Annotated in this window: 23 protein-coding genes; 11 read left to right on the top strand and 12 right to left on the bottom strand. The window is 64.8% G+C overall.

The features are described from left to right. Positions 1-78: 78 nt before the first annotated feature. The gene (locus AC522E_RS03640) at positions 79-354 is read right to left on the bottom strand and encodes an accessory factor UbiK family protein (protein ID WP_500749033.1); all 276 of its coding nucleotides are present in this window, start codon (positions 352-354) and stop codon (positions 79-81) included. Between the two features lie 135 nt (positions 355-489). On the opposite strand from AC522E_RS03640, the gene lgt reads away from it, so the two are divergent. The 3 genes from lgt to pgeF are packed head-to-tail and all read left to right on the top strand — an operon-like array spanning position 490 to position 3,220. Continuing rightward, positions 490-1,356 (top strand): prolipoprotein diacylglyceryl transferase, encoded by an 867-nt coding sequence (gene lgt / locus AC522E_RS03635; RefSeq protein ID WP_500749032.1) that lies wholly within the window; start codon positions 490-492, stop codon positions 1,354-1,356. Further along, positions 1,353-2,438 carry a class I SAM-dependent methyltransferase gene (locus tag AC522E_RS03630; protein ID WP_500749031.1) on the top strand — a complete coding sequence of 362 codons (1,086 nt, stop codon included), beginning with the start codon at positions 1,353-1,355 and terminating at the stop codon, positions 2,436-2,438. Before lgt ends, AC522E_RS03630 begins: the two co-directional genes overlap by 4 nt. 5 nt (positions 2,439-2,443) lie before the next feature. Beyond that, positions 2,444-3,220 carry a peptidoglycan editing factor PgeF gene (gene pgeF, locus AC522E_RS03625; protein ID WP_500749030.1) on the top strand — a complete coding sequence of 259 codons (777 nt, stop codon included), beginning with the start codon at positions 2,444-2,446 and terminating at the stop codon, positions 3,218-3,220. On the opposite strand, the gene AC522E_RS03620 is transcribed toward pgeF, so the two are convergent. Next, positions 3,201-3,986, bottom strand: a complete 786-nt coding sequence (locus AC522E_RS03620; RefSeq protein ID WP_500749029.1) for an SDR family oxidoreductase — start codon at positions 3,984-3,986, stop codon at positions 3,201-3,203. The genes pgeF and AC522E_RS03620 overlap by 20 nt on opposite strands. A 269-nt stretch (positions 3,987-4,255) precedes the next feature. On the opposite strand from AC522E_RS03620, the gene AC522E_RS03615 reads away from it, so the two are divergent. Beyond that, positions 4,256-4,942, top strand: coding sequence for an outer membrane protein (locus tag AC522E_RS03615; RefSeq protein ID WP_500749028.1), 687 nt, complete (start codon positions 4,256-4,258; stop codon positions 4,940-4,942). Between the two features lie 56 nt (positions 4,943-4,998). Here AC522E_RS03615 and AC522E_RS03610 read toward each other — a convergent pair whose 3' ends face one another. The 10 genes from AC522E_RS03610 to uvrC form a co-directional block, all read right to left on the bottom strand. After that, positions 4,999-5,604, bottom strand: a complete 606-nt coding sequence (locus tag AC522E_RS03610) for a glutathione S-transferase family protein (protein ID WP_500749027.1) — start codon at positions 5,602-5,604, stop codon at positions 4,999-5,001. A 65-nt stretch (positions 5,605-5,669) separates the two neighbouring features. Then, positions 5,670-6,518 carry a 23S rRNA (adenine(2030)-N(6))-methyltransferase RlmJ gene (locus AC522E_RS03605; protein WP_500749026.1) on the bottom strand — a complete coding sequence of 283 codons (849 nt, stop codon included), beginning with the start codon at positions 6,516-6,518 and terminating at the stop codon, positions 5,670-5,672. Between the two features lie 75 nt (positions 6,519-6,593). Next, positions 6,594-7,265, bottom strand: coding sequence for a ribonuclease T2 family protein (locus tag AC522E_RS03600; protein ID WP_500749025.1), 672 nt, complete (start codon positions 7,263-7,265; stop codon positions 6,594-6,596). Next, complete coding sequence (locus AC522E_RS03595; RefSeq protein ID WP_500749024.1) at positions 7,262-7,693, bottom strand: hypothetical protein; 432 nt, start codon at positions 7,691-7,693, stop codon at positions 7,262-7,264. Before AC522E_RS03595 ends, AC522E_RS03600 begins: the two co-directional genes overlap by 4 nt. Before the next feature lie 80 nt (positions 7,694-7,773). After that, positions 7,774-8,760, bottom strand: coding sequence for an extensin-like domain-containing protein (locus tag AC522E_RS03590; protein ID WP_500749023.1), 987 nt, complete (start codon positions 8,758-8,760; stop codon positions 7,774-7,776). Between the two features lie 542 nt (positions 8,761-9,302). After that, positions 9,303-9,557: a hypothetical protein gene (locus AC522E_RS03585; RefSeq protein WP_500749022.1), complete on the bottom strand. Its 255-nt coding sequence runs from the start codon at positions 9,555-9,557 to the stop codon at positions 9,303-9,305. 94 nt (positions 9,558-9,651) lie between these two features. Next, the gene (locus tag AC522E_RS03580) at positions 9,652-10,107 is read right to left on the bottom strand and encodes a molybdenum cofactor biosynthesis protein MoaE (protein WP_500749021.1); all 456 of its coding nucleotides are present in this window, start codon (positions 10,105-10,107) and stop codon (positions 9,652-9,654) included. 23 nt (positions 10,108-10,130) lie between these two features. After that, positions 10,131-10,382 carry a molybdopterin converting factor subunit 1 gene (gene moaD / locus AC522E_RS03575; protein WP_500749020.1) on the bottom strand — a complete coding sequence of 84 codons (252 nt, stop codon included), beginning with the start codon at positions 10,380-10,382 and terminating at the stop codon, positions 10,131-10,133. Positions 10,383-10,388: 6 nt separating this feature from the next. After that, on the bottom strand, positions 10,389-10,985 hold the full coding sequence (gene pgsA / locus AC522E_RS03570) for a CDP-diacylglycerol--glycerol-3-phosphate 3-phosphatidyltransferase (protein WP_500749019.1): 597 nt from the start codon (positions 10,983-10,985) through the stop codon (positions 10,389-10,391). Between the two features lie 127 nt (positions 10,986-11,112). Continuing rightward, a complete protein-coding gene (uvrC, locus tag AC522E_RS03565; RefSeq protein WP_500749018.1) occupies positions 11,113-13,230 on the bottom strand; it encodes an excinuclease ABC subunit UvrC in 2,118 nt (705 codons plus the stop codon). Positions 13,231-13,340: 110 nt separating this feature from the next. On the opposite strand from uvrC, the gene AC522E_RS03560 reads away from it, so the two are divergent. The 7 genes from AC522E_RS03560 (at position 13,341) to ychF (ending at position 19,575) form a co-directional block, all read left to right on the top strand. Then, positions 13,341-14,501, top strand: coding sequence for a benzoate/H(+) symporter BenE family transporter (locus tag AC522E_RS03560; RefSeq protein WP_500749017.1), 1,161 nt, complete (start codon positions 13,341-13,343; stop codon positions 14,499-14,501). Between the two features lie 62 nt (positions 14,502-14,563). Next, entirely contained in the window at positions 14,564-15,079 is a 516-nt protein-coding gene (locus AC522E_RS03555) for a hypothetical protein (protein ID WP_500749016.1), read from the top strand. A 154-nt stretch (positions 15,080-15,233) separates the two neighbouring features. Next, positions 15,234-16,166 carry a ribose-phosphate pyrophosphokinase gene (locus AC522E_RS03550; protein WP_500749015.1) on the top strand — a complete coding sequence of 311 codons (933 nt, stop codon included), beginning with the start codon at positions 15,234-15,236 and terminating at the stop codon, positions 16,164-16,166. A 111-nt stretch (positions 16,167-16,277) separates the two neighbouring features. Next, positions 16,278-16,928: a flavin reductase family protein gene (locus AC522E_RS03545; RefSeq protein WP_500749014.1), complete on the top strand. Its 651-nt coding sequence runs from the start codon at positions 16,278-16,280 to the stop codon at positions 16,926-16,928. Between the two features lie 143 nt (positions 16,929-17,071). Beyond that, positions 17,072-17,698 (top strand): 50S ribosomal protein L25/general stress protein Ctc, encoded by a 627-nt coding sequence (locus tag AC522E_RS03540; protein WP_500749013.1) that lies wholly within the window; start codon positions 17,072-17,074, stop codon positions 17,696-17,698. 89 nt (positions 17,699-17,787) lie between these two features. Beyond that, positions 17,788-18,420 carry an aminoacyl-tRNA hydrolase gene (gene pth / locus AC522E_RS03535; protein WP_500749012.1) on the top strand — a complete coding sequence of 211 codons (633 nt, stop codon included), beginning with the start codon at positions 17,788-17,790 and terminating at the stop codon, positions 18,418-18,420. 57 nt (positions 18,421-18,477) lie between these two features. Further along, complete coding sequence (gene ychF / locus AC522E_RS03530; RefSeq protein WP_500749011.1) at positions 18,478-19,575, top strand: redox-regulated ATPase YchF; 1,098 nt, start codon at positions 18,478-18,480, stop codon at positions 19,573-19,575. The last annotated feature ends 67 nt before the right edge of the window (positions 19,576-19,642 follow it).

Below are 19,642 nucleotides of genomic sequence, written 5' to 3'. Positions count from 1 at the left end.
TTTGACTCCTGTCACAATGCGTCGGTCTGACCTGTCCACAAAAGGTGACCGCCCCGCAGCGACAAGGCTGTGGAAGGCTTACTTCGCCGGTTTCGCAGGAGTGGACTCGCCCAGCCTGGCTTCGAGCGTGGCAACCCGCGTGGCCAGCCGCTCGTTCTCCTCCCGGGCGGCGGCCACCATCTCGCGAAGGACCTCGACCTCTTCCCGAGTCGCGACATCCATATCCTGGATGAAGCGCTCGATCTGGCTCTTGACCACGCTCTCGACCTCCCGCCGCACTCCCTGTGCCGCGCCGGCGGCGTCCGTCGCAAGGCGAGCGAGTTCATCGAAAAGCCGGTTGGAGGTCTGGGTCATGGGTCTATCCGTGATCGTGGGACGGGCGGCGCCCGCATGCGGTCACATGTGGGCGTTTTTTCCGCCGGCTGCAACAGGGTTGACGATCGGGCCGCCGGCGTTCCAATGGCGTGGAACATCATCAAGGCTTCCTGAATGCCTCTTTCCGGCCTCGCCTTTCCCGTCATCGATCCGGTCGCCTTCGCGATCGGCCCCTTCGCGATCCGCTGGTATGCGCTGGCCTACGTCGTGGGCCTCCTGGGCGGCTGGCTCTATGCGAAGCGCCTCGCAGCCCGTGCCGACCTCTGGGCCCCCTCCCCGCAGCCGAAGCCGGCCGATATCGACGATCTCATAGTCTGGGTGGCGCTAGGCGTCGTCCTCGGCGGACGCATCGGCTATGTCCTCTTCTACAATTTGAGCGCCTATCTCGCGCATCCGCTTGAAATCTTCGCAGTCTGGCGCGGCGGCATGTCGTTTCATGGCGGCTTCCTCGGCGCGGCGCTCGCCATTATCCTCTTCGCCCGGTCGCGTGGCCTGAACGCCCTGACGATCCTCGACCTCGCATCGACGGTCGCGCCCATCGGCCTGTTCTTCGGGCGCATCGCCAACTTCATCAATGGCGAGTTGTGGGGGCGCCCCGCGCCGGACTTTCCCTATGCCATCGTCTTTCCCCATGCAGGGCCCATCCCCCGGCATCCGAGCCAGCTCTACGAGGCCCTCGCGGAGGGGTTGATCCTGTTCGCCGTCATGGCCTTCGCGGTGCGCCGGTTCGGCTTCCGCCGCCCCGGTCTCGTGGGCGGGATCTTCCTCCTCGGCTATGCCCTGGCGCGGATCTCCTGCGAGTTCTTCCGCGAGCCCGACGAGCAGCTCGGTTTCCTCTTCGGCTCCTCCGTGTCGCTCCTCGAAGGCGGCATCACCATGGGAATGCTTCTGTCGGTGCCGATGGCGCTTGCCGGCGCGGCGGCGATCTGGATCGCCGCGAGGGGCTGGACCCGACCCACGACCGCCGCAAAGCCCGCGTGACTGCGTTCGAAGATACCCTGCGCGATCTGATCGCCGTCGAAGGGCCGATCACCGTCGAGCGCTACATGAGCCTGTGTCTCGGGCATTACTACGCGACGCGCGATCCGCTGGGCGCCGCGGGCGATTTCACGACGGCCCCCGAGATCAGCCAGATGTTCGGCGAATTGATCGGCCTGTGGATGCTGGACACCTGGCACGGAATGGGGCGCCCCGCAGGCTTGCGGCTGATCGAGCTCGGGCCGGGGCGCGGAACCCTGATGAGCGACCTTCTTCGCGCCGCGCGGCTCATGCCGGATTTCCTGGCCGCGGCCTCGCTGCACCTGGTCGAGACGAGTCCGGCTCTCCGGGAGCGCCAGCGGGAGACGCTGCGGCAGGAAAGCCTCCCCGTGACCTGGCACGACACCCTCGACGACGTGCCCGCCGGGCCGACCCTCCTCGTCGCCAACGAGTTCTTCGATGCCCTGCCGGTGCGCCAGTTCCTGGCCACAGAACGCGGCTGGTGCGAACGCCTCGTCGGCCTCGACCAGGATGCCCTGACCTTCGGGCTGAAACCTGAGCCCGAACCAACCTTTGGGAGCCCCGTGAGGCACGGCGACGTACTCGAATGGCCGGCCGCCGGCATCGGGCTGGCGCAAGGCCTTGCCCGCAGGCTGGTGCGGCAGAGCGGAGCCGCCCTGATCATCGATTACGGCTATTGGGGTCCGGCTTTCGGCGACACGCTCCAGGCCCTGAAGCATCACGCCCCGGTCGACCCTCTCATCGAACCGGGGGAAGCCGACCTGACGACGCATGTGGATTTTCATGCCCTCGCACAGGCCGCGGCAGCTGAGAATGCGCGGGTGCACGGGATGACGGCACAGGCGGACTTCCTCGAGGCCCTCGGTATCGCGACGCGGGCGTCCGCTCTGAAACAGCGTGCGGCCGCCACTCAGGCGGAGGCCATCGACCGTGCCTTGGAGCGCCTCACCGCGCGCGGAGCCAAGGGCATGGGGGAGCTCTTTAAGGTTTTGGCGTTAAGCCATCCCGGCCTTGAGGCCGTCTCCGGATTGGCCGCCCATCCTCTCAACCCGGCAAGGACCTGAACCCCATGTATGTCGAAGCCCCCGAACTCGCCGCCTATCCCAGCGTGCGGCACGCCTTCTTCACCCGCGAGGGCGGCGTCTCCGAGGGCCTCTACGCCTCGCTCAACGGCGGGCTCGGGTCGTCCGACGACCCGGACAAGGTCAGGGAGAACCGCCGCCGCATGGCAGTGGAGCTCGAAGTCGCTCCCGAAGCCCTCGTCAGCGTGCATCAGGTCCACTCGGCGGACGCGGTCATTGTCGAGGCTCCCTGGAGCGGGCCGCGCCCGAAGGCCGACGCCATGGTGACCGCCGTGCCCGGCATCGCCCTCGGGATCACCACCGCCGATTGCGGCCCCGTTCTCTTCGCCGATCCCCATGCGAACATCATCGGCGCCGCCCATGCGGGCTGGCGGGGAGCTCTCACCGGCATCCTCGAATCGACGATCGAGGCCATGGAAAGGATCGGTGCCCGGCGCGACAAGATCGTGGCGGTGCTGGGACCGACCATCAGCCAGGGCGCCTATGAGGTCGGACCCGGCTTTGCCGCACCGTTCCTCGAGCTGGATCCCGGAAATGATCGCTTCTTCAAGCCCAGCGAGCGGGCGGATCACGCCATGTTCGACCTGCCCGGCTATATCGGAAGGCGGCTCGAAGACGCCGGCATCGGCGAGTTCGCCAATCTCGGCCTCTGCACCTATTCCGACGAAGAGCACTTCTACAGCTACCGGCGCGCGACCCATCGCGGCGAGCCCGATTACGGCCGGCTGATCTCTGCCATCACCCTCATTCCTTCATACCTGTGACGTCGGGCGTCTCCCACGCGAGATGCTGACCCCGGTCGACCGCAATCATCTGCCCGGTCACGCTGCGGGCCCGCACGAGATACATCAGCGCGTCGGCGATATCGTCCGGGCTTGCGGGCTGGCGAAGAAGAAGCGCCTCCGTCTGCCTAGCGAAATCCCCCTCGTCCTGGCGGTCGCTGGCAAGGGTCGGCCCCGGCCCGATGGCATTGACCCTGATCCGCGGGGCCAGTGCCTGTGCCATGGTCTTCGTTGCAGTGTAGAGGGCTGATTTCGTGAGCGTGTACGAGAAGAACTGAGGCGTCAGCTTCCAGACCCGCTCATCGACGATATTGACGATCGATCCCCTTCGCTGCGGGGGCAGCTGGCGGGCGAAGTCCCGCGCAAGGAATGCGGGCGCGCGCAGATTGATGGCGAAATGCCTCTCCCAGCGCTCAGGGACGAGGGAGGTGACCTCGTCCGGCTCGAATTCGGAGGCGTTGTTCACGAGAAGCGTCAAAGGCCCGACGGCGGCGCGCGCAGCGGCGACCAGAGCATCGACGGCTCCGGCATCGGCGAGATCGGCACAGACGACAGCAGCCTGCCCTCCCATCGCCCGGATCCCCTCCGCGAGATCCTGCCCATCCGTGACCGACCGGTTGCAGTGGATGGCCACAGCGAACCCCTCCCGGGCAAGCCTCTCGACGAGGCTTCGCCCGATCCGGCGGGCTCCTCCGGTGACCAGCGCGGCCTCCCGGATTGTGGTCCCATGCGGGGATGTCACCCTCACCCCATTTTCGAACATGTGCACAAAGTCACAATTCTCACATTGCGGCTCGAACCAACTTGGCCGTCAAGCGTTTTGAGTCGCAGGGGATGCCAAAGGGGAACAACACGCAGCTCTGCCACAATGCTGTCACAGTGCCTTTCGGCGCTGTTGTGGACATGTCACAGCTCTCACGAGGCTCTCGCCCTATAACAGCACTCGTAGTCTGACTCGGTCCGAAGCCGTTGTGTTGTAGTATATCGGGCACGAGGACGTCGAACAGGAAAGTAATCATGAAGAAGATCCTTCTCGCCAGTGTCGCCCTTTTCGGTTTCGCGGGAGCCGCCTCCGCCGCGGATCTCCCCACCCGCGCTGCTCCCCCGGCCCCGATCATCGCGGCTGTTCCGATCTTCACCTGGACCGGCTTCTACGTTGGCGTGAACGCCGGCTATGGCTGGAACACCAACAACAACGACCCGTTCTTCTATGACCCGGCGCTCGGCTATTATGGCGGCGACAGCGGCAGCGACGGCGGCTTCGTTGGTGGTGGCCAGATCGGCTACAACTACCAGATCGGCCAGTTCGTCATCGGTGCCGAGGCGGACATCCAGTATGCCGACCGCGGCAACAAGAACAGCCTCCTCTATAGCCCGACGCTTGGCTATTACTACGGCGGCAACAATTCCGACGACTGGTTCGGCACCGCCCGCGCCCGCGCCGGTTTCGCCTTTGACCGCGCCCTCATCTACGCGACCGGCGGTTTCGCCTTCAACGGCGACAATGCCGGCTGGACGGTCGGTGGCGGTCTCGAATACGCCTTCACGAACAACCTGACCGCCAAGATCGAAGGTCTGTACGTGAACATCGACAACGGCAACAACAACGACATCTACGGCCTGGGCTATTATGGCGGCAGCCGCAACAAGGACGAGTTCGGCGTGGTCCGCGCCGGCCTGAACTACAAGTTCTCGACCTACTGAGATCAGTCGCATCCGCGACCGAAGGGGCCCGGTGGAAACACCGGGCCCTTTTCATGTCAGGCGGTCACCCGCGTCTTGGCGAAGGCGGGGACGCGCGCCTCGAAATCGGCAAGCCAGTCCACGAGCTTGGGATGGCTCTCGCGCCACGTCCCGCCCATGCGGAGATCGAGATAGCCGAGGGCGCAGGCGAGAGCGATGTGTCCGACATGGAGCTCCGGCTCGGGCGTCGAGAAATGCGCTTCCGCATAATCGAGCGCCCGTTTCACCTTTCCTGCCTGGAGTTCGAGCCACTTCGGCTCGTGCCGGTCCGCTTGCCGGAAGCGTCCCTCAAGGACTTGGAGAAGCGCCGCATCCATGATGCCGTCGGCCAATGCCTGCTGGCGCAGGGCGACGAAGCGGTCGGCACCGGCGGGAAAGATCTTGCCGCCGCCGGCGAGGTGATCGAGATACTCGACGATCACCCGCGAGTCGTAGACAGCCTCTCCATTTTCCAGGATCAGAGCCGGAATCTTGCCGAGCGGATTCTGCTGGCGGATCGAATCGTTCGGATCGGACGTGTCGGCGCCGACGAGTTCGATGCGATCCGACAGGCCGAGAAGGGCTGCGGAAATCTTGACCTTCCGACCGAAGGGAGAAGCGGGAGATGTGCGAAGAATGAGCATGAGGACTGACCTGGAACGAAACGGTCTGCCTTCATGACGCCCAGGCGAAGCCGCGGCAATGGCTTTTATGCCGGTGGCCCGAAAGGCTCACAGCGATAGCGGGCATAAGACCCTCGCGACAGGCGTTCTGCGAGGGCCGGAAGCAGGATCTCGGCTTCATCGCGAAGCGCCCAGGGTGGATTGAAGACGATCAGCCCGCTTCCGTTGAGGCGCGCGGGCTCGCGCGGGTCGTCGACGAGCAGCTCGAGACGCAGACCCGGGCGTGGGCTTTCCGCATGCAGCCGTTGAATCAGGGCGTCGACCGGCGCGAGCGTCTTGATGGGATACCAGCCTGCATAGACGCCGGTCTCCCATTTGCCGAGAGCCGCCAGGATTTCGGTGCCCAGTCGGTCGAGTTCGTTCGGCTGCTCATAGGGCGGGTCGATCAGGACGAGGCCGCGCTTCTCCTTCGGAGGGATGAGAGCATGAAGAGCCGTCCAGCCGTCGAGATGCATGACCTTGAGATTGGCGACCGTATTGAAGGCTTCGTTCAAACTCGCACAGTCGGCCGGATGCAGCTCCACGAGGACGCCACGATCCTGCCGGCGCAGCATTTCGCGTATAATTCCTGGGGAGCCCGGATAGATGCTCTCTCCGTGCCGGGCACGGACGTCGGCGACGACCCGGCGATAGGGGGCCAACAGATCCTCGACCTCCGGCGCAAAAGGCGTGTCGAGACGACCGATGCCGTCGATCCACTCCCCTGTCCGGCCGGCCTCGTCGCCGGTAAGGTCGTATTGTCCGATTCCCGCGTGGGTATCGATGACGCGCAGCGGCGTCTCCTTGCGCTGGAGATAGGCCAGGATCCGCACCAGGAGCGCGTGCTTCATGACATCGGCGAAATTGCCGGCATGAAAGGCATGACGATAATTCATGAGCGATCTAAAGCATTTTTTGGGACGAGAGGGAAACGCCTGTTCGCCCGAGACGGCGAAAGGTGCAGCCTGGACCTAGCGAGGCACCGGGACGGTGATCTCGCCCGCGCGGCATCCATCCCGGTCGACCTCCGGGCATCGACGAAAACCGCGCAAGTCCTTGTCCATGCAAATGCGGATCTCCTGGAAGACGCGGCGCCCGCAGGAGACAGCCATCATTTCCGGCCGCAATCCCGGATTGGCTGCCGCGAAGGCGCGCTCGATCTCGGTCGGCATCACGCGTGACTCGGTCCGAGAACCGGACAGGCTTTCCGGGACCCGCACACGCTCCTGGGCCTTCCGCACGAGCGAAAAATACTCGCTCGGACTGACGCCGGAGCAGGTCCCATGCTTGCGCCACTGGTAGCGTGCCAGATTCGGATCGGGGAAAAGACCTTCAGCCTGATCGATCACGGCCCGCGGAACGAAACGCCCGCCGGGCTCGCAGAAGGTCGGGTAACCACGCTCGGATTGTGGCCAAAGGCCGTGGACCACGAAGCCGAGACCGCTGCCTTTCTCGCATTGCTTGCGCTCATTCCCACGGGCGCTGACTTCGCAGAAGCCGGGAGACCAGGACAGGGCGAGGACATAGAAGTCGAACGCCCCCGTCGGCGCTCCCCGCGCTTCCTGCATGAACGCCTGTGCGAAGGCGGGAGAGAGTGCGAAAAGCCAGGCGCCTGCAATGGCAAGGCACCGGGCCAGATTCACGGTTGCGCCTGCTTGCACAGGGGCGCGTAGGCATAGTTGCGGTCAAGGCCGACCACGCACCAATCGGCGCCCCAGCTGATGCCGAGGAAACCGAGATTTTCCCGGACGGAATAATTGATCCGGCGCTTATAGCCGTCGGACACGATCACGGTGCCGGTGCAATAACGGCGAGGGATGTAGTCGAGCCCCCAGGGACGCCATTCCGCTTCGACCACCTGCTCGAAGCCGAGGATCGTGAGGGAGGATTGCCAGAACCGGCTTTCCCGGGTCGAGAAATCCGAAGAGATCTGTCCCAGGACCGAAGGGTCGCCACAGGCCGGAAGAGAAGCGCTGAACGAATGGTCCCGTCGCTCGGCCGGGGTTATTTCGCGAGCGAACGCCGGTGCGCTCAACAGCACGCAGGAAACCAAAGCCGCCAGCCACTTCATCGCGATGCTCCAACAGATCCAACGATCGTTTCTGGACCATGTAAGCGCGAAACAGGAACGTCAAGGCTCCGCTTGCGGGTTTAGTATATTCCGGAGCCGTTCAGCGCCAGCGGCGCACCGGACGGTGCGGGGCGATAGGCTGGCGGAATGGCGGTCTGGTTGATCGGACCCGGAGGCAGAGGTCGCGAAGCCGGCAGGCCCGGCCCTGGCAGATCCGCCGCAAAGCCGGTGCCGGTCGAGAGGTTCGGGCGGGTGGAGCCCGGCACGTCCGATGCGCGGCCGAGGGCCATCTCCTCGGGGATGTCCTGCTCCATGTCGATGGGCGCCAAGTCCTCCGCCGTCGGGGCAGGCTGCGCTTCCGCCAGGCGGCTGCGCTCGGGGTCGATCCGGGCGACGAACTTGAGGACCGGCTTGCAGATGCGCCGCGTCCCGCGCGGATCGTGCCGCGCGAGATCGATGTGCACGTGATCGTAGTGGAAGGCATCGGATCCGGGGCCGAGGACCGTGCTGAAGTAGCGGCAGGCGCCGACGAAGACTTCGCGGAGGAATTCCTGTTCCGCGGGCTCGCCCTTCCAGCCTTTCGCGACAGCGATCTCCCGGCCGTCGGCGAGGATGAAGGCCATCACGTCGAGAGCATTGCCGAAGGCATGCTCGGAGACCTTGGCGCCCCGCTGGTTGTTGCGGGGACGGCAGGAATAGGAACCCGCCTTCAGGTCGACGACGGGAACGCCGAAATAGAGGGTGGCGGCGGGCTTCACGATCTCGTCGATCCAGGTATCGATCCGGGGGATGATCGGGCACGCCAAGGTGACCTTGGACTTCAGACCGACGGAGCCGTTGTTGAAGGCCGCGACCTTGAAGGGATGATCCATGCCGCAGACGCCCGGGCCGTCGATCTTGGAGGACAGGGCCATATAGGCGGAAGGCTGGACGAGACGCTGAGACAGGCACGCCTCTTCGGCCTGGGCGCGCCAAGGCTCGCGCTGTTCGAACCTGAACAGACCGCATCCCGTAAGCCCGAGCCCGACCAGCGATAGGGCAAAAAACGCAACTAACCCACGACGCATGAGCTCAGTTTAGGCAGGCGCCCGTAAACAGATCGTCAATGGGGCGATCTTTGTATTTCAGGATGTCGAGATCAATACTTGCTGCAGAATTGGCACCAAAAACATCTGATTCTTGAATGCGTTCAGGAAAAGACTTGATGGAGCGGCGGCTTGTTTATGAAAATTTTCCCGATTACTAAGATCGTCAACTTTTTTCGATTGCGGCGACATGAAGGATTTCGACGCCAAAACAATACTTTAACACCTGATAAACCAATCTATCCCTCGAAACGCAGTGCTTAGACTGAAAAGTTTGGCTTTTCACCCTGGTGAACGTTTGTTAATTTACCTCTCCATTTAGACAGGGGATCCCTATGAACCTGACGTCGCATTTGGATAAGGCTTCTAAACTCAACATCGCGGCGGTGTGCGTTTCGCTCGCCTTCATCTGCGCCATTGTCGTCGGGGTTTTCTAGGCGAAAGCATTGCCCGGCCGGAGAGCGACACCCGTCCGACCCGTACGAATTTCAACCCACGCTGCCGGAACCCTCCGGCAGCGTTTTTCATGAATCGAGACAGGGAGTCTCCGAGAAGGCCCAGGACGTGACGTTGATTTCCATCCGGCACTGGGCCAGGCGCGGTCCATCCGTGGTCCTGAGGCAGACCTTTTCACCGACGGCGAACATCTTTCCGCCCGCCCGGCAATAACAGTCGAGAGGGTTGTGAGCGGGCACCTGCGCCTGAGCGAGGCTGAGTTCCCCGGAAGGGTCTGGGCCTGTGGCCATCAGCAGGCTCAAGGTGACAACGACGTACCGCATGCGGGCCTCCGTCGATCCTTTGGCCCGCCGATGGTCCGCCTCCAGGGCCGGGCCGTCAAGCACGATCCGGATCCGCAACGAAAGAGCGCCGCCGCTACTGCCACCGGCCGGCGGCCGCGTCGTCCTCTGCCCTGGCGTCGACCCAGGCACCGGTCGTGCCATCCTTGAGATGCTCGCGCTTCCAGAAGGGTGCCTGGGTTTTCAGATAGTCCATGAGGAAGGAGGCGGCCTCGAACGCAGCTTCGCGATGCGCCGATGCCGCCAGAACCAGGACGATCTCCTGCCCCGGACGAATCATGCCGTAGCGGTGAATGATCGTCAGACCGAGGAGCGGCCATCGCTCGCGCGCCATCGCGGCGATCCGCGCGGTCTCCGCCTCGGCCATGCCAGGATAATGTTCGAGCTCGAGGGCGGAGAGGCGCCCGCCTTCGTCCCGGCACAGGCCCGTGAAGCTGACGACGGCACCGACATCGGTGCGCCCGCGCGTCAGCGCCGCCGCCTCGGCGGCCGCATCGAATCCTTCCTTCTGAATCCGGATGATCACGTTCACGATCTGCCTGTCCCTCGCTGGGGTCAGCCTCCGGTCATGGGCGGGAAGAACGCGATCTCCCGCGCGCCGGCAATGCTCCGGTCCGGCTTGGCATGGACCCGGTCGATGGCGGCGCGGACGACCTCTTCGTTTTCGAAGGCGTATTCATATTCCTCGCCCCGGGTCTTGAGCCAGCGGACGAGGTCGGCCACGGTTGCGACTCCTTCAGGCGGCTCCACCTCCTCATCCGTCCGCCCGATGCGCTCGCGTACCCAGGCGAAGTAGACGAGCTTCATGGCGCCCTACCCTTCATCCATCATGTGATGGATCCCGGTCTTGAGATAGTCCCAGCCGGTATAGATGGTCAGGATCGCCGAAATCCAGAGCAGGACCGTGCCGATGACGACGGTTCCCGGCAGAACCGTCTCGCCCGCAGGTCCGGCGATGAGAAACCCGACGGAGACGATCTGTGCGGTGGTCTTCCACTTGGCGACCCGGCTCACCGGGACCCCGACCTTCAGTTCCGCCAGGAACTCCCGCAGTCCGGAAACGAGGATCTCGCGGCACAGGATGACGATGGCCGCCCAGAGGGACCAGCCATGGATCGTCTTGTCGGCCACCAGCATCAGGAGGCACGCAGCGACCAGCAGCTTGTCGGCGATCGGATCGAGCATCCGGCCGAGCGCCGATTGCTGCGCATAGGTGCGCGCCACGTAGCCGTCGAGATAGTCGGTGATGCCGGCAAGGGCGAAGATCGCGAGCGCCGCCCAGCGGGACCAGTGATCCTCCGGCCAGAACAGCAGGCCGACGACCGCGGGGACGGCCACGAGCCGCCCATAGGTCAGCATATTGGCGAGGTTGAAGGCTTTCGACCGGCGCATGGAAGAGGCGGTGCTCATGACAAGGCAGGAAGCATGCCGGAGGCCGGTCCGTCAACCGGACATGGTCTGCCACGCGGTCCTCGAACGCCGATGCGCCATGCCCGCCGCGCTGATATCGAGAGATCGTGAAGACCGTTTTCGACACTCAGCTCCTGTCGTGGAAGAAATCATAGACGGCCCGCGCCGTCGCCGCGTTCACCCCCGGAGCCTTCATGAGATCCTCGAGCGCTGCCCGCTGGATCGCCTTGACGGTGCCGAAATGGTGCAGAAGGGCCCGCTTGCGCGTCGGTCCGATGCCAGCGATCTCGTCGAGAGGGTTCTTCACCATCTCGCGCTTGCGCTTGGCCCGATGGGCGCCGATGGCAAAGCGGTGCGCCTCGTCGCGCAGACGCTGGACGAAATAAAGCGCCGGATCGCGCGGCGGCAGCTTGAAAGGCGGCTGGCCCGGCTTGAAGAAGGTCTCCCGCCCGGCGTCCCGGTCCCGTCCCTTGGCAATACCGACGAGCGCGACGTCCTTCTCGCCGACCCCGATTTCCTCCAGAGCCCGACGGGCTGCCTCCAGCTGCCCCTTGCCACCATCGATCAGAACGAGATCGGGCCATGCGGGAAAGCTGTCGTCGTCGGCACCGTCATATTCGCCCTCCCCCTGTTGGGAGGGCATGGAGGTGGGCGTGTGCGCGTCAATCGCGCCCGCCGCCGGCGCCGGGACCCCTTCTCCGGCCGGGCCCTCGAGAAGGAGTGCGCTGCCGGCGGCGGGCGCCCGCGGCTCCTCCTTCACCAGGCGCGCGAAGCGGCGCTGCAGCATTTCACGCATCATGCCGTAATCGTCGCCGGGCTTCAGGTCCTCGGACTTCATGTTGAAGGTACGGTAGTGCTGCTTCATGAAGCCGCCCGCGCCCGCCACGATCATCGCGCCGACCGCATTCGTGCCCATGATGTGCGAGTTGTCATAGACCTCGACCCGGCGCGGGGCCTTCGACAGCCCGAAGGCCTGACCCAGGGAGATGAGGAGCTTCTGTTGCGACGTGGTATCGGCCAGCCGCCGCCCGAGGGCCTCCTTCGCATTGCGCTGCACGTAGTCGATGAGCTGCCGCCGCTCGCCGCGCTGGGGCGCATGGATCTCGACCTTGGACTCTGCACGGGTCGAGAGCGCCGCCGCCATGAGCTCGGCATCCTCGATTTCGTGCGAGAGGAGAATGACGCGCGGCGCCGGCTTGTCGTCGTAGAACTGCGCGACGAAGGAGGAGAGCACCTCCTCCGGGCTCATCGACTTGTCCGCCTTCGGAAAATAAGCGCGGTTGCCCCAGTTCTGCCAGTTGCGGAAGAAGAAGACCTCCACGCAGAACTGGCCGGCCTGCTCGTCGAGGGCAAAGACGTCCGCCTCTTCCACCGATTGCGTGTTGATGCCCTGTACGCCCTGGATGGCGGAGAGCGCCGCCAGCCTGTCGCGGCAGCGAGCGGCCCGTTCGAACTCGAGCGTCTCGGCCGCCTCCTGCATCTCCGCCGTGATGCGGGCCTTCACGGCGTTGGACTTGCCCGAGAGAAACGCCCGCGCCTCGTCGGCGAGCTCCGCGTAATCCTCGCGGGAGATTTCCCCGGTGCATGGCCCCGAGCAGCGCTTGATCTGGAAGAGGAGGCACGGCCTGGTGCGGTTTTCGTAGTAGCTGTCGTTGCACGACCGCAGCAAGAAGGCGCGCTGGAGCGCGTTGATGGTGCGGTTCACCGCCCAGACGCTGGCGAACGGCCCGTAATAATCACCCTTTCGCTTGCGCGCACCGCGATGCTTCACGAGCTGGGGCGCCTCGTGATCGCCGGTGAGGAGGATGTACGGGAGCGACTTGTCGTCCCGCATCAGCACGTTGTAGCGGGGCTTGAGCTGCTTGATGAGGTTCGCTTCGAGCAGCAGCGCCTCGGTCTCGGTCGCGGTGGTGACGAACTCCATCGACGACGTCTCGCCGATCATCCGGGCGATCCGGTTGGTATGGGCCTGGCCCCGCGCGTACGACCCGACCCGGGCCTTCAGGCTCTTCGCTTTGCCGACATAGAGAACATCGCCCTTGCCATCGAGCATCCGGTACACGCCCGGAGCGTGGGGCAGCGTCGACCAGAAGCGTCTGATGACGTCCGTTCCCCTCTGGACCGAGCTGGGATTGGCCGCGAGGTCGAACTCGACGTCGGACCCGCTCTCGACCGCGACGGTATCCTCCTCGTCCTCGTTGTCCAGAATATCGGGAGGAACGTCGTTGTAAGTATTGCGACTCATGAGGATGATTTAAGCAGTCCGGATTCCCGAGGGAAGAGCTGCAAAGGACTGGAGATAATATTCCGGCCGGATTAAACCGCTACGCTCTGCCAATGACCGGAACCGGACCAATGCGCCTCTCGATCATTTCATCTGCCATCATCGCGGCCCTCGTCGGTTTCGGAAGCACGATTGCCATCATCATCGCGGCGGCGAATGCGGTGGGAGCCGATGCGGCACAGACGACGTCCTGGGTTGCGGCCCTGTGCCTGAGCATGGCGGCCACGAGCGGATACCTGAGCGTGCGCTACCGGATGCCGGTCATCACCGCCTGGTCGACCCCGGGCGCGGCGCTGATCGCCGCCTCTACCGGAATCGCGATTCATGCCGCTGTGGGAGCTTTCCTGATGGCCGGCACGCTGATCGTGCTCGCCGCCGCCTTCAGGCCCTTCGGACGCCTGATCGAGCGGATTCCCACAGCAATCGCGGCGGCCATGCTCGCCGGGATCCTGATCCGCTTCGTCATGGCCGTATTCGAGAGTGCCCAGGGAGCGCCGCGGCTCGTCCTCCCGCTCGTCGCCATCTTTCTCCTGGTCCGGCTTTTCAATCCCGCGATGGCGGTCCTGGCCGTGCTCTTCGTCGGTCTGGGCCTCGCCTTCGGCGACGGTCTCGCGGTCCTGCCCACCTCCGCGCTCGATTTCTCGTCGCTGACCTTCATCGCGCCCAGCTTCGAGCCGACGGTACTCATCGGCCTCGGCCTTCCGCTCTTCCTGGTCACCATGGCATCACAGAACCTGCCGGGCTTCGCGGTGCTGCGGGCGTCCGGCTACACGCCGCCCTCACGCCCGATCCTGGCCGTGACCGGCGTCGCCTCGGTCGTCACCGCCCTGTTCGGCGCGCATACGAGCAATCTCGCCGCCATTTCGGCAGCGATCTGCACCGGTCCCGACACGCATCCCGATCCGGGCAAACGCTGGCTCGTCGGGCCGTTCTACGCCCTCACCTATCTCCTCTTCGCCGCGTTCGGCGCCAGCCTCATCGCCCTCATCGCCGCCCTGCCGCCGGAATTGATCAAGACCGTCGCGGGCCTGGCGCTCATCGGAGCCTTCACCGGCGCCATGAGCTCCGCGCTGGCGGACGAGTTCAAGCGCTTTCCCGCAGTGCTGACCCTGGCGGTCACGGCCTCCGGCCTCTCCCTGTTTGGAATCGGCTCCGCCTTCTGGGGGCTGGCGGCGGGCCTCGTCGCCCTCGGCCTCGACGAACTGGCCCTCCGCTGGCGCAAACAGCGCTGACCTGGACGCCGCGCTCCGTTAAGCTTAAAACTTCGTTACCGAAGCGGAGAGCGGGAGTGTTCATGGCTGGGATGAAACGGGCGGGACAGGCGGCTGTCCTGGCGATGACCGTCCTGCTGGGCGCTTGCCAGACCGACTCCGTGTCGAACGGATCGCCGGAGGGCGTGCCGATCGCGCTCGAGAGCATCGACGGCGCCCCTCCCCCGGTCAAAACGGCCCTGATCGACGAACTGACGACGGCCGCCGCCAGCCGGAAGGTCGAGCTGGTCGGCTCCACTGCCCAGGCGCGCTATCGGGTTCGCGGCTATCTCTCCACGGAAACACTCAACGGCGAGACGAAGGTCGCCTATGTCTGGGACGTCTTCGATTCGGAAAAACGCCGCGCCAAGCGCCTGACCGGAACGAGCCCCGGCCAGGTTGCGGCAAAGTCGATCTCAGCGCTGGACAAGGAGACGCTGGCCAAACTCGCCAGCGCCAGCATGGATGAAATCGCCGAATTCCTGAGCGCCGCGCGCTCGGAGACCCCGATCCGGACGGCGGAGGCCGATGTGGACGGCGAGGCTGTTGCGGCGCAGTAACGGATTCGGATCAAGTCGGAAAAGCGCGCATCTGCGGCTATGCGCGTATTGTGACGGTTTCTTATCGCTGCTAAGACCCAAGCGCCTTGCCGCATAAGGGCAACAACGTCACGCGGTGGGCTCCTCGGTCACTCTAAGAGCCAAAGATGCGTACATGAAGCTCGTCGCGGGAAATTCCAACCGACCGCTGGCAGAGGCCATCTCCGCCTATCTCAACGTTCCGCTCGCCAAATGCCAGGTGAAGCGCTTCGCCGACATGGAAGTGTTCGTCGAAATCCAGGAAAATGTCCGCGGCGAGGACGTCTTCGTGATTCAGTCGACATCGTTCCCGGCGAACGACCACCTGATGGAATTGCTGATCATCATCGACGCTCTGCGCCGCTCCTCGGCGCGCCGCATCACGGCGGTGATCCCCTATTTCGGCTATGCCCGCCAGGACCGCAAACCCGGCCCGCGCACGCCGATCTCGGCCAAGCTGGTCTCCAACCTCATCACCCATGCGGGGGCCGACCGCGTCCTGACCCTCGATCTCCATGCCGGACAGATCCAGGGCTTCTTCGACATCCCGACTGACAATCTCTTCGCGGCCCCCATCATGGCCCGGGACGTGAAGGAGCGCCTCGACGGCGGCGACCGCATGGTGGTTTCGCCCGACGTGGGCGGCGTGGTGCGCGCCCGCGCCCTCGCCAAGCGCATCGACGCGCCTCTCGCCATCGTCGACAAGCGCCGCGAGCGCCCTGGCGAGTCGGAGGTGATGAACATCATCGGCGATGTCCGCGGCCGGTCCTGCATCCTGCTCGACGACATCGTGGATTCGGGCGGCACTTTGGTGAACGCCGCCGATGCCCTCCTCGCCAATGGGGCAAAGGAGGTTTACGCCTACATCACCCACGGGGTGCTTTCCGGCGGCGCGGTTTCGCGCATCTCGAATTCGAAGCTGAAGGAACTCGTCATCACGGATTCGATCATGCCGACCGAGGCCGTGAAGGTCGCACACAATATCCGCGTCGTGCCCATTGCCCAGCTCATGGGCGAAGCCATTGGCCGGACTGCCACGGAAAGCTCCGTGTCGAGTTTGTTCGACTAGAGGATCCTTCTATCGCGAGGACGCTTCGGCCACGGCCGAAGCGTTAGCAGCGGATCGCGCCGCCCCGTTCTGTTAGGCCTGCCTTGGTTGAATTCCTGCGAGGCAACGCCGATGAACGCCCATCTCCAGAAGCCCATTCCCATCCACCGGGTGATCAATCCCTCCGTGCTGTATTTCGGCACCCCGGTGGCCCTGATCACAACCCTGAATCCGGACGGCACGCCCAATATCTCGCCGATGTCCTCCGCCTGGGCCCTGGGCGACCGGGTCGTGCTTGGACTGTCCTCGGGCGGCCAGGGTGGCGAGAACGCTGTTCGCGAGGGCGAATGTGTCATCAACCTCGCGCCGGCGGACTTGTGGGAGCAAGTGGAACGGCTGGCCAGGACGACCGGCCGCAGTCCTGTCCCTGAAGACAAGGCCGCCTCCGGCTATCATCACGAGCCCCGGAAATTCGAAGCCGCCGAGCTGACGCCTCTGCCATCGGACCTCGTTCGGCCGCCCCGGATTGTCGAATGCCCGCTCCAACTCGAGGCACGGGTCGTCGCGGCCCATGCGCCCGGCGGAGGTCCTTGGACAATCGGCTCGGCCCATGCTTTCGCCATCATCGAAACGCAGGTGGTGCGGGTTCACGCCCATGCCGAGATCACGATCCCAGAGAGCAACCACGTCGATGTGGGCCGCTGGCAGCCTCTTCTCTACGTCTTCCGGCATTATGTGAGAGCGGGCGAGGATCTCGGTCGGACCTTCAAGGCCGAGGCGTGAGCTGGCGCCGCATTGCATTTCCGGACCGCTTTCTCTATAAGCCGCCTCGCGCCCGCTCGACACCCTTGGAGGCACGGGCGCCGACCTTGTGGCCGCCAATGGCGGCCTTCGGTTTTTCACCACCTGTTTTAAGGACCACGACCATGAGCGATATCAAGCAAATCAAGGCCGTGGCGCGCGACCGGGCCGGCAAGGGGGCCGCCCGGGCTGTTCGTCGCCAAGGCCAAGTTCCAGCTGTCATCTATGGAGGCGGCCAACCCGCCCAGGCGATTGCACTCGACTTCAACAACACCAAGCAGCTGATCTTCGCCGGCCACTTCCTCACCACGATCTTCGAGATCGACGTGGACGGCAAGAAGACCCGCGCCATCCCGCGCGACTACCAGCTCGACCCGGTCCGCGACTTCCCGGTCCATGTCGACTTCCTGCGCCTCGCCGCCGGTCAGGCGATCAAGGTCGTGGTTCCGGTCCACGTGATCGGCCAGGAGAAGAGCCCGGGCGTGAAGCGCGGCGGCACGCTCCAGATCGTCGAGCACTCGGTGGAACTGCTCGTTCCCTCCGACGCGATCCCGGATTACATCGAGGCCTCCGTTGCCGAGCTTGAGATCGGCTCCTCGATCCACCTGTCGGATATCAAGCTGCCGAAGGGCGCCAAGCCGACCGCGGCCGAGAACGTCACCCTCGTCACCGTCGTTGCCCCGTCGGGCATGAAGGAAGAGGAAGCGGCTCCGGCGGCGGCCGAGGGCGAGGCTGCGGCTCCCAAGGCCTGATCGTTCCTTCGCCGGGCACCACTGCCCATCGAACGGCTTCGACGCTCCGGCCGCAAGGCCGGGGCGTTTCTTATGAAGGTGTTTGAGCGATGCGCCTCTTTGTCGGCCTCGGCAATCCCGGGTCCCGCTACGCCAGGAACCGCCACAATATCGGCTTCATGGCCGTGGACGAGATCGCCCGGCTCCAGGGGGCTTCCCCGTGGCGGAAGCGGTTTCAGGGGGAATGCGCGGAGGCCGTGATCGGCGGCGAGCGGGTTCTCCTTCTCAAGCCGCAGACCTACATGAACGAGTCGGGCCGGGCGGTTGCGGAGGCCCAGCGCTTCTTCAAGATCCCGCTCTCGGATGTGACCGTCTTCTATGACGAGCTCGACCTGCCTCCGGCGAAATTGAGGGTCAAGGTCGGCGGCGGCAATGCGGGCCACAACGGCCTGCGATCGATCACCGCCCATTGCGGCAACGATTACCGTCGCGTGCGGATCGGTATCGGCCATCCCGGGCACAAGCCGCTGGTTCAGCCCCATGTGCTCGGGGACTTCGCCAAGGCGGAGGAGCCCTGGGTCGCGGACCTGACCCGGACGATCGCGGACAACGCGGCGCTTCTCGCCAAGGGCGAGGATGCGAGCTTTCAGAACAAGATCCACCTCGCCATGGAGGCGAGAGGGTGGACGGACGTGAAGCGACCCGGCGAACAGGCGGGCCAGGATAAAAAGAACACCGGCTGACGCCGGTCAAGAAAGAGTGACGCCGGCAGAAGCCGGCTATTGGCAAGGAGTGGGGCCATGGGCTTCAAGATGGGCATCGTCGGATTGCCGAATGTGGGCAAATCCACCCTTTTCAACGCGCTGACCCAGACGGCGGCGGCCCAGGCGGCGAACTACCCGTTCTGCACTATCGAGCCGAATGTCGGCGACGTGGCGGTGCCCGACGATCGCCTGGAGAAGCTCGCCGGCATCGCCGGCTCCGGCCAGATCATCCCGACTCGCCTCACCTTCGTCGATATCGCCGGCCTTGTGCGTGGCGCCTCCAAGGGCGAAGGCCTGGGCAACCAGTTCCTGGCCAATATTCGCGAGGTGGACGCCGTCGCCCATGTGGTGCGCTGCTTCGAGGACACGGACATCACTCATGTGGAAGGCAAGATCGACCCCATCACGGATATCGAGATCATCGAGACCGAGCTGATGCTGGCCGACCTCGAAAGCCTGGAGAAGCGCGTCACGGCCCTGGAGAAGAAGGCCAAGGGCAACGACAAGGAAGCCAAGGAGACCCTGGACCTCGTCAATCGCGCCCTTGTCCTCCTGCGCGAGGGCACCCCCGCACGGCTCGTCGAGCGCAAGCCCGAGGAGGAACGCCTGTTCCAGATGCTGGGGCTCCTCTCCTCCAAGCCCGTCCTTTATGTCTGCAACGTCGAAGAGGCCTCGGCCGATCAGGGCAATGCCTTTTCGGCCCGGGTCTTCGAGCGGGCCAGGGAAGAAGGTGCCAAGGCGGTCGTCGTCTCGGCGAAGATCGAGAGCGAGATCGCCGTTCTCGCCCCGGACGAGCAGAAGGACTATCTCGATGCCATCGGCCTCGCCGAACCGGGCCTCAACCGGGTGATCCGCGCCGGCTACGAACTCCTCGGCCTGATCACCTATTTCACGGTCGGCCCGAAGGAGGCTCGCGCCTGGACCATCACCAGGGGCACCCGCGCCCCGCAGGCGGCCGGCGTGATCCATACGGATTTCGAGAAGGGATTCATCCGCGCCGAGACCATCGCCTATCCGGACTATGTTACGCTCAAGGGCGAGTCGGGGGCGCGGGACGCGGGCAAGCTGCGCCTGGAAGGCAAGGACTACACCGTTCAGGACGGCGACGTGCTGCATTTCCGTTTCGCAAACTGACGGATTCGTGAACGGACGCTTCCTCGTCCGTTCAGCCGGTTCCTGCGTTTATCCTGCGCGGAGGCAG

The organism is Microvirga sp. BF8, assembly GCF_059888585.1.
The sequence above is the reverse complement of the archived record's forward strand: the minus strand, read 5'-3'. Positions and strand labels throughout refer to the sequence as shown.